7 protein-coding genes are annotated in these 9260 nt (G+C 70.5%); 5 read left to right on the plus strand and 2 right to left on the minus strand.

What is annotated here, in order from left to right; genetic code table 11:
* Window positions 1-298 precede the first annotated feature (298 nt).
* Genes CCN39_RS15105 through CCN39_RS50145 form a run of 3 tightly spaced genes read left to right on the plus strand, consistent with a single transcriptional unit; the run spans window position 299 to window position 5107 of the window.
* On the plus strand, window positions 299-2668 hold the full coding sequence (locus CCN39_RS15105; protein ID WP_244210793.1) for a ricin-type beta-trefoil lectin domain protein: 2370 nt from the start codon (window positions 299-301) through the stop codon (window positions 2666-2668).
* Between the two features lie 31 nt (window positions 2669-2699).
* Window positions 2700-4148, plus strand: a complete 1449-nt coding sequence (locus CCN39_RS15110) for an arabinofuranosidase catalytic domain-containing protein (RefSeq protein WP_353526766.1) — start codon at window positions 2700-2702, stop codon at window positions 4146-4148.
* 17 nt (window positions 4149-4165) lie between these two features.
* On the plus strand, window positions 4166-5107 hold the full coding sequence (locus tag CCN39_RS50145; protein WP_158104507.1) for a GNAT family N-acetyltransferase: 942 nt from the start codon (window positions 4166-4168) through the stop codon (window positions 5105-5107).
* On the opposite strand, the gene CCN39_RS15120 is transcribed toward CCN39_RS50145, so the two are convergent.
* Entirely contained in the window at window positions 5104-6150 is a 1047-nt protein-coding gene (locus CCN39_RS15120; RefSeq protein WP_086842487.1) for an NAD(P)-dependent alcohol dehydrogenase, read from the minus strand. The two genes, CCN39_RS50145 and CCN39_RS15120, sit on opposite strands and share 4 nt — an antisense overlap.
* Window positions 6151-6250: 100 nt before the next feature.
* Here CCN39_RS15120 and CCN39_RS15125 point away from each other — a divergent pair, with 100 nt between their 5' ends.
* Together CCN39_RS15125 and CCN39_RS15130 are read left to right on the plus strand one after the other, a co-directional pair.
* The gene (locus tag CCN39_RS15125) at window positions 6251-6841 is read left to right on the plus strand and encodes a TetR/AcrR family transcriptional regulator (RefSeq protein ID WP_086842489.1); all 591 of its coding nucleotides are present in this window, start codon (window positions 6251-6253) and stop codon (window positions 6839-6841) included.
* 330 nt (window positions 6842-7171) lie between these two features.
* The gene (locus CCN39_RS15130; protein ID WP_143264043.1) at window positions 7172-8641 is read left to right on the plus strand and encodes a hypothetical protein; all 1470 of its coding nucleotides are present in this window, start codon (window positions 7172-7174) and stop codon (window positions 8639-8641) included.
* 9 nt (window positions 8642-8650) lie between these two features.
* Here CCN39_RS15130 and CCN39_RS50150 read toward each other — a convergent pair.
* On the minus strand, window positions 8651-9260 hold a 610-nt coding region (locus CCN39_RS50150), incomplete at its 5' end, for a hypothetical protein (protein ID WP_158104508.1).

The following is a 9260-nucleotide window of genomic DNA, read 5'->3' on the forward strand; positions in this document are numbered from 1 at the left end:
GACTGGGAGCGCTCCCAGTCAGCGGAGACTGTAGCCGGGGAAGGCGGCCCGGGAAAGGGGCCCGGCGTCGCCGTTGTCCGCCGTCCGGAAAATTACATCGGTGTGAACAGCGACAGTTGTTCGGCGCCGAGGTCGCTGTTAGCGTTAACGCAGCGCGTGCTTGCCACCGGCGGAGAAGGGTTCTCCTGCACGGTTTCCCGGCTGGACGAGCGCGTTTTCCCCGTTCGCCGACCGACCGATTGTTTCGCCGGCAGCACCGAGAGTTTCGTCGGAAGTGAGGACCACCATGTTCCGGAGCGTGGGAACCGCGGCAGCGGCGGTGCTCCTGGCCGTGGCCGGCGGCGTCGTCGCCGCGGCACCGGCCGCCCAGGCCGCCACCTCGATCACGATCAACGGCGGTTCGGGCGGCCGCACGTTCGACGGCGTCGGCGCGGTCAGCGGCGGCGGGGGCAACAGCCGCCTGCTGATCGACTACCCCGAGCCGCAACGCGGCCAGATCCTCGACTACCTGTTCAAGCCCGGCTACGGGGCCGCCCTGCAGATCCTCAAGGTGGAAATGGGCGGGGACACCAACTCCACCAGCGGCGCGGAGCCCAGCCACGCCCACTTCCGCGGCGATCTCGACTGCAACCGCGGGTACGAGTGGTGGATCATGGAGCAGGCGAAACTGCGCAACCCCGGCATCAAGCTCGTGGGCCTGCCCTGGGGCGCGCCGGGCTGGATCGGCAACGGGACGTTCTTCTCCAACGACCTCACGGACTACTACCTGTCCTGGCTCGGGTGCGCCAAGCAGCACGGGCTGACCATCGACTACCTCACGAGCGTCCAGAACGAGAAGCAGTGGAGCGCCGACTGGACCGTGACCCTGCGCAATGCGCTCAACGCCAACGGGTACAGCGCGGTCAAGGTCATCTCCGGTGACTCGTGGCCGGGGGACTGGGGCCCCGCGAGCGCGATCTCGACGAACACGGCCTACCGCAACGCGACCGACGTGCTCAGCGCCCACTACACCTGCGGCTACCTCAGCGCGCAGACGTCCTGCAGCGTGCCGGCCAACGTCACCAACACCGGGAAGACGTTGTGGTCCAGCGAAAACGGCTCCCAGGACTACAACGACGGCGCCAAGCCGCTGGCCCGCGGGATCAACCGCGTCTACCTCGACGGCAAGATGACCGCGTACCTCAACTGGGACCTGATCGCCGCCGTCACGCCGAACATCCCCTGGCCGACGGTCGGGCTGATCCTGGCGAACCAGCCGTGGTCGGGCTACTACTCGGTCGGCAAGGACTCGTGGGCGCTGGCCCACACGACGCAGTTCACCGCGCCCGGCTGGAAGTACCTCGACTCCGCCAGCGGCTACCTCGGCGGGAACCGGGCCAACGGCAGCTACGTCTCGCTGAAGTCGCCCAACAACACCGACTACAGCACGGTCATCGAGACGATGGACGCCACTTCGGCGCAGACGCTGAACCTGAACGTCACCGGCGGGCTGTCCACCGGCCAGGTGCACGTGTGGGCGACCAACCTCAACTCGAACAACCCGGCCGACCACTTCGTCCACAGCACCGACATCACGCCGTCCGGCGGCGCCTTCTCCCTGACCGCCCAGCCCGGCTACCTCTACACCATCACGACCACCACCGGGCAGGGCAAGGGCACCGCGACCAGCCCGCCGCAGGGTTCGCTGAACCTGCCCTACAGTGACGACTTCGACGGGTACGCGAAGGGCAAGGAAGCCAAGTACCTGATGGACATGGAGGGCGCGTTCGAGACCGCCGCCTGCGGCGCCGGCCGCGCGGGCACCTGCGTGCGCCAGTCCGCCACGCAGAAGACGATCCCCTGGAAGAAGTTCGTCGATCCCTACGCGCTGCTGGGCAACATCGCCTGGAGCAACTACACGCTCAGCACGGACGTGCTGCTGGAGAAGTCCGGCTACGTCGAGCTGCTCGGCCGGGCCGGCTCCCAGGACACCGGTAACCAGGGCGCGCTGAACGCGTACTACTTCCGGGTGAGCGACACCGGCGCGTGGTCGATCCGGCGCAACAACACCAGCCAGCAGAACACGACCCTGCGCACCGGCACGACGACCGCGCTCGGCACCGGCAGCTGGCACAAGCTGTCCCTGGGCTTCTCCGGCAGCACCATCACCGCGTCCGTCGACGGCACGGTGGTCGGCACGGTCACCGACAGCACCTTCCCGGCCGGCCAGGTCGGGATCGGCACGAGCGTCGGCGAGACCGCGCAGTTCGACAACTTCGCCGTGGCGGGTTCGGGCGGCGGGTCGACGTCCGTGCTGCGCAACACCGCGGCCGGCCGCTGCCTCGACGTCCCGAACGTGTCCCAGACCAACGGCACGCAGGTGACGCTGTGGGACTGCAACGGCGGTGGCAACCAGCAGTGGACGCTCACGTCGGGCAAGCAGCTCCAGGTGTACGGCAGCAAGTGCCTCGACGCCGAGGGCGCGGGTACGTCCGCGGGCACCCGGGTGATCATCTGGGACTGCTCGGGCGGGACCAACCAGCAGTGGAACGCCGCCGCCGACGGGACGATCACGGGTGTCCAATCCGGACTGTGCCTGGCGCCGAACGGGGGCGGCACCGGGAACAGCACGCCGGTGACCCTGCAGGCGTGCACCGGCGGGAACGCGCAGAAGTGGACGCGGAGCTAGCCACATTCCGAACGGACAAAGGAGTTCGTCGATGAAGGCAAGCTGGAGAAGGATGTGGCCGGCCGTGGTGATCGCCGCGGGTGCGCTGGCCGGCACGGCGACGACGTCACAGGCCGCCGCCGAGGGACCGTGTGACATCTACGCGGCGGGCGGGACGCCGTGCGTCGCCGCGCACGCGACGACCCGGGCGCTGTACGGCGCGTACAGCGGCTCGCTCTACCAAGTGCGGCGCGCTTCGGATAACACGACGCGGGACATCGGCGTCCTGAGCCCCGGCGGCGTCGCGAACGCCGCGGCCCAGGATTCGTTCTGCGCCGGGACGACGTGCCTGATCACGGTCATCTACGACCAGTCCGGCCGCGGCAACCACCTGACCCAGGCCCCGCCGGGCGGCTTCCCGGGCCCGGCACCGGGCGGGTACGACAACCTCGCCAACGCGACGGCCGCTCCGACGACCGTCGGCGGCCAGAAGGCGTACGGCGTGTTCGTGGCACCGGGTACGGGGTACCGCAACAACAACGCCACCGGCACGGCGACCGGTGACCAGCCGGAGGGCATGTACGCGATCTTCGACGGCACGCACTACAACGGCGGCTGCTGCTTCGACTACGGCAACGCCGAACGCAACAGCCGGGACAACGGCAACGGCACGATGGAAGCCATCTACTTCGGCAACATCAAGGTCTGGGGCTACGGCGCCGGTAACGGGCCGTGGATCATGGCCGACCTGGAGAACGGGCTGTTCTCCGGGGTCAACCAGCGCTACAACGCCAACGACCCGAGCATCAGCCACCGGTACCTCACGGCGATCGTCAAGGGCGGCCCGAACCGGTGGGCCATCCGCGGCGGCAACGCCCAGTCCGGCGGCGTGTCCACCTTCTACGACGGCGTCCGGCCCAACGTGCCCGGCTACAACCCGATGCGCAAGGAAGGCGCCATCATCCTGGGCACCGGCGGGGACAACAGCATCGGCTCCGCCGGCACCTTCTACGAAGGCGTCATGACGTCCGGCTACCCGTCGGATGCCACCGAGAACGCCGTCCAGGCCAACATCGTCGCGGCGGGGTACGGCACCGGGGGCAGCAACACCGGCACCGGGCCGGTGCACGCGGTCGGCGCGGGCAAGTGCCTGGCCGCCCCGAACAACACCCAGGGCACGCAGCTGCAGATCGCCGGCTGCAACGGACAGGCGAACCAGGCCTGGACGCGCACCGCCGACGGCAGGCTGACGGCCACACTCGGCGGCGCGACGATGTGCCTGGACGCGTCCGGGCAGGGCACGAGCGCGGGCACGAAGGTGGTGACCTGGCCGTGCAACGGACAGGGCAACCAGCAGTGGACCGTCAACTCCAACGGCACGGTGACGGGTGTCCAATCCGGACTGTGCCTCGACGTCACCGGCGCTTCCACGGCCGAGGGCGCCCCGGTCGAGCTGTGGACCTGCAACGGCGGCAGCAACCAGCAGTGGACGTTCGGCTGACCCCTTAGGCTGTACCGGTGGACGAACTGCCGGTGGTGACCGAGCGCCTGATCGTGCGCCGGTTCGCGGCGGCGGACGTGCCGGCGTTCGCCGCGTACCGCTCGGACCCCGGGGTGGCGCGCTACCAGTCGTGGGAGGCGCCGGTGCCGGAGGCCGACGCCGGGCGTCTCGTGGCGGAGTTCGCGGTCGCGGAGGAGGGGGCGCCCGGCTGGTTCCAGTACGCCGTCGAGCTTCGCGGCGGCGGCGGGCTGATCGGGGACGTCGGGGTGTGCGTCGACCCCAACCGGATGCAAGCCGACCTGGGGTTCACCATGGCCCCGGCGCACCAGCGGCGGGGCTATGCGACCGAGGCCGCGCGGTGCGTGCTGGACCGGCTGTTCGAGAGCGGGATCCGCCGCGTCTCGGCGGAGTGCGACGCGCGGAACACCGCCTCGGCGCGGCTGCTGGAGCGGCTCGGGTTCCGCCCGGAGGGCCATCGCCGCCGCCACACCTGGCTCAAGGGCGAGTGGACCGACGACCTGCTCTTCGGGTTGCTGGCCGAGGACCGCGGCCGCTCCGCCGAGGTGGACCTCTTCGCCTGCCGGCCGAACCTGCTGGTGCGGGAGCTGGCCGAGAGCGTCGCGTTCTACGCGGACGTGCTCGGGTTCCGGGTGGGCTGGCGCTGGTCCGACCGGCAGGCCCGGTTCCTCGCCGCCACCGAGCCGACCGAGCCGGGCACCGCCCTCGTCGGACGCGATCAGGTGCAGCTCATGCTCACGCAGCTCCCCGGATCGCACACCACCCGGCTGCACCTGGACGTCCCGGCCGCCGCCCAGGTCGACCGGCTGTTCCGTGAGTGGAGCGGGCGGGGTGCCGACATCGCCGAGCCACCGTTCGTGCGCCCGTGGGGGATGTACGAGATGAGACTGCACGACCCGGACGGCAACGTGCTCCGGGTGAGCTCCCCTCCGGCGTCCTAGGCCGGAGGAGCTTCGAGGTCGGACAGGTCGAGGACGAAGCGGTAGCGGACGTCGCCGGTGGACAGGCGGTCCAGGGCCTCGTTCACCTTCGCCGACGGGACGACTTCGACGTCCGCCGTGATGTTGTTGCGGGCGCAGAATTCGAGCATGGCCGCCGTCTCCGGTCGGCCGCCGCTGCCTGCCGAGGTCAGTTTCTTGCGGCCGACCAGGAGGTCCATGGCCTCGACCGGCAGCGGTCCGAGGTGACCGAGCTGGCTGAGGGTGCCGTCCAAGGCGACCAGCCGCAGGTACGGGCCGAGGTCGTGGGGTACCGCGATGGTGTCGATGACGACGTCGAACCGGTCGCGGGCCGCCGCCGACTCTGCCGGGTCCGTCGAGCGCAGGAACTCGTGCGCGCCGAGGCGGCCGGCGTCGGCGGCCTTGGCGGCCGAGCGGCTCACGACCGTCGTCTCGGCGCCGAGGGCGACCGCCAGCTTGACCGCCAGGTGGCCCAGGCCACCGAGGCCGATCACCGCCACCCGGGTGCCGGGGCCGGTGCCGAGTGCGCGCAGCGGCTCCCAGACCGTGATGCCCGCGCACAGCAGCGGTGCCGCGGCCGCCGGGTCGAGGCCCTCGGGGAGCCGGTAGGCGAAGTCCTCGCGGACGACGTACTCGCGGGAGAACGCGCCCAGCGTGGGGGAGCCGTCGTGGCGGTCGGTTCCGCCGTAGGTCAGCGTCGGGAACTCGGCGCAGAAGTTCTCCTGGCCGCGGCGGCACATCGCGCACCGGCCGCAGGAGTCGACGATGTTGCCGACCGCCACCGGATCGCCCGCCGCGAACCGCGTCACCGCCGGGCCGGTCGCGGTCACGACGCCGGTGAATTCGTGGCCCGGTACCAGCGGGGTGTCCCGGGCGCCGCGGAGCGCGTGGAGGTCGGTGTGGCAGACCCCGCAGTGGTCCACGCGGATCGCGATGTCGTCGTCGCGCAGGTCACGCCGGGGGAGCGTGGCGCGCCGGAGGGCCGGGTCGTGGGGGCCGGCCAGCCAGCCGGTCGTGGTCCGCATCGCAGCTCCCTGAAGAAACAGAACAGTCGGTTTGTTTGCTCGACGCTAGCTGCTCGCGGCCAGCAAAGCAAACCGACTGTTCTGTTGTAGGGTGACGTCCATGGCCGACAAGCTGCTGACCTCGCGCGGAGCCGCCACGAAGCAGCGCATCATCGACGCGGCGACCGAGGAGTTCGCCCGGTACGGCATCGCCGGAGCCCGCGTCGAGCGCATCGTCGAGGCGGCCCGGACCAACCGCGCTCAGCTGTACGCGTACTTCGGCAGCAAGGACGGGCTGTTCGACGCGATCTTCTTCGCCTCGCTGGAGCGGATCATGAACGTGGTCCCGATCGACGGCGCCGACCTCGCCGGCTGGGCGGTCCGCCTCTACGACGAGTACCTCCGCCGCCCGGACCTCATCCGGCTCGCCACGTGGACCCGCCTCGAGCGCCGGCCGGCCGGGCACCTGGTGGACGACGCCGACCGGATGGACGATCCCAAGCTGCGCGCCATCGCCGACGCGCAGGCCGCCGGGCTGGTCCGGGCGGGCGACCCGTTCGACCTGATGGCGATGGTGATCGCGATGTCGATGGCGTGGTCGCCGGTCAGCAACGTCTACGCCGCCACGGAAGCGGAGGCCGGCGAGGTCCACGACCGGCGCCGGGAGTTGCTGCGGGAATGCGTGCGCAACGTCATTGCGCCCGCCGGCTGAGCGGGCGCCGGGCTCGGCTGTCCAGCTTTTGTCCCGAACGGGAAATCCGCGGTGCCGTATCTTTTCCGGAAAAGCCTGCGGTGCATTTGATCGACTCATCCGAACCGGGCGGAGGAAAACTGGGTGGGCGGCTTCCCGTTTCGATCATGGCGTGCCCGGAAAGGGCGATTCCGTGACACCCGGCCACGGCGCATGCCCGCCGCGGGCACCGGTGGGCGGCCGCTTCGGGTGCGGGATCTCGATGATCCGATCGTGCTGGGGGTGCACCCGGCGGAGGCGGTCGTCCGGCACGTCGCCGGTGAGCGGACGCTCGACCGGACTCCGCCGTACGTGCGCCGGGACCGGCACGACGAGCTGGGAAGCCTGCTCCGCCGGGGCGGGTTCGTCCTCGTCGTCGGCGAGTCGGCCGCCGGCAAGACGCGTGCGGTCTACGAGGCCGTGCGGGCGGTGTGCCCGGATCACGTGCTGCTGGTGCCGCCGAGCCGCGAGGCGTTGACCGACGTGCTCGCCACTGCCGCCGGCACGCCTGCTTGCGTGCTGTGGCTGGACGATCTCGAGCGGTTCCTCGGGGCCGGGGGATTGACGCCGATCCTGCTGAACCGGCTCCTCGGCCGCCGGTGGGGCCACCTCGTCGTCGCCGCGACGATGCGCGGCCCCGAGTTCGATCGTTACGGCGCCGGTGAGGAAACCGCTGTGGCCGGCGCGGATCCGGACGCGTGGCGCGATGCCCGCGACATCCTGCGGCCGGCGAGTGTGGTCGCTCTGTCCAGGCGGTGGACGGACGCGGAAATCGAGCGTGCCCGGGCATGCGCTGACGACCCGCGCATCAGGGTGGCGTTGGCGAGTGCCGCGGAGTTCGGCCTGGCGGAAGTGCTCGCCGCGGGGCCGGAACTGGTCCGCGACTGGCGCAATGCCTGGGCACCGTCCGCGCACCCGCGGGGTGCCGCCCTGGTGGCAGCCGCCGTCGATTGCCGCCGGGCGGGGATGGACGAGCCGGTGCCGCTGGACCTCCTGGCCGAGCTTTCCCGGTACTACCTGCGTGCGCACGGCGGCGAAGTGCCGCGCCCGGAGTCGTTGGCGGACGCACTGGCCTGGGCGACGAAGACCAGTCACGGTGGCGGCAGCCTGTTGCGGCCGGCGGAGGGCTCCGGGCGCTACATCGCCTTCGACTACCTCGTGGATCTTCCCGGACTGGCGCCGGTCCCGTCACAGACGTGGCAGACGCTCATCGGCCGGGCCGAACCGCGGCAGGTCTTCCGCATCGGGGAAGCGGCGGCGCGGATCCTGCAGCACGACGTCGCCGCTCATGCTTTCCGCGAAGCAGCCGACCACGGGGTTCCCGGCGCGGACGAGGCGGCCGAATTCTACGCCGCGCACGGTGATCAGCTTCGCGTGAGCAGCGCTTTCCAGAGGTTGTTCGAGGACAGAAGGGAACGGTTCGGACCAAAACATCCGGAGACGCTTCGCGTGAAGCTCGTTTACGCGGAGAGCCTCGCCGATTCGCCGCACGCGGCAAAGGCTCTGAAGGTGTTTCCGGAGCTGATCGGGGACCTCGACGAGGTGCTGGGCAGTCGCCACCGTGACACGTTGGATGCGCGGCGCTGGTACGCGTACTCGACCGGGGTGTGCGGCCACAGCCAGGCCGCGATCGGCCTGCTGAACGAGATCCTGCCCGCGCACGAAGAGGTGTTCGGGAGCGAACACGCATCCACCCTCCTGGTGCGGCAATACCTGGCACTCTTCACCGCGGAGGACGAACCGCAGGGGGCGAGGTCCCTCCGCTCGGCAGCCGGAACCTGAACCTCCCGGTCAGCGCGTGGTGCGGTCCCAGATCACCACCGGCGGCGCGTCCGGGTAGTCCGTGTCGTGGGCGATGACCTTGTCCACCTTCGGGTTGTGCCGCAGGATCGGGAACTCGTCCATGTCGAACACGTTGTTCGGCCGGCGGGAAGCCAGCTCGTCGCCCTGGCCGGCCCAGCCGCTCGACTTGCCCGGGGTGTTCGGCAGGGCGATGTGGACGTCGCCCTCCGCGTTGTGGGCCAGCGCCTTCGACGCGTCCTTCCAGACCTTTTCGCCGTTCGGGTGGTTGTCCGAGAACTTGGGCATCTCGACGCCGTTGTCCTTCAGGATGCCTTCGAGGGTGTTGCCGCCGTTCTTCTTGGCCATGCCGATCGCCGGGTCCTCGATCGAGCCGTGGTACTTCGACTCCGTGATGGGCTTGCCGGTCGCCGGGTCGACGACCGAGTCCTTGATGTGGCCGCCCGACCAGAACCAGGACTTGTCCTTGCCCGGCGCCATCATCTCGTCCCACTTCTTCGAGAACTTGGCGTACTGCTCGTCGGTCATGTTGTGCGGGCGGATCTTGCCGTCCGGGTCGCGGAACTCGCCGAGGCCGTCCGGCTTCTTGGACCCCGGCGGG

Origin of the sequence: Amycolatopsis kentuckyensis (genome assembly GCF_002155975.1) — a bacterium.
Taxonomy (GTDB): Bacteria; Actinomycetota; Actinomycetes; order Mycobacteriales; family Pseudonocardiaceae; genus Amycolatopsis; species Amycolatopsis kentuckyensis.

Excerpts from the sequence above, each read along its gene's own strand:
- CCN39_RS15110 (WP_353526766.1), top strand. The coding sequence starts at position 2,700 with ATGAAGGCAAGCTGGAGAAGGATGTGGCCGGCCGTGGTGATCGCCGCG.
- CCN39_RS15125 (WP_086842489.1), top strand. The coding sequence starts at position 6,251 with ATGGCCGACAAGCTGCTGACCTCGCGCGGAGCCGCCACGAAGCAGCGC.
- CCN39_RS15120 (WP_086842487.1), bottom strand. The coding sequence starts at position 6,150 with ATGCGGACCACGACCGGCTGGCTGGCCGGCCCCCACGACCCGGCCCTC.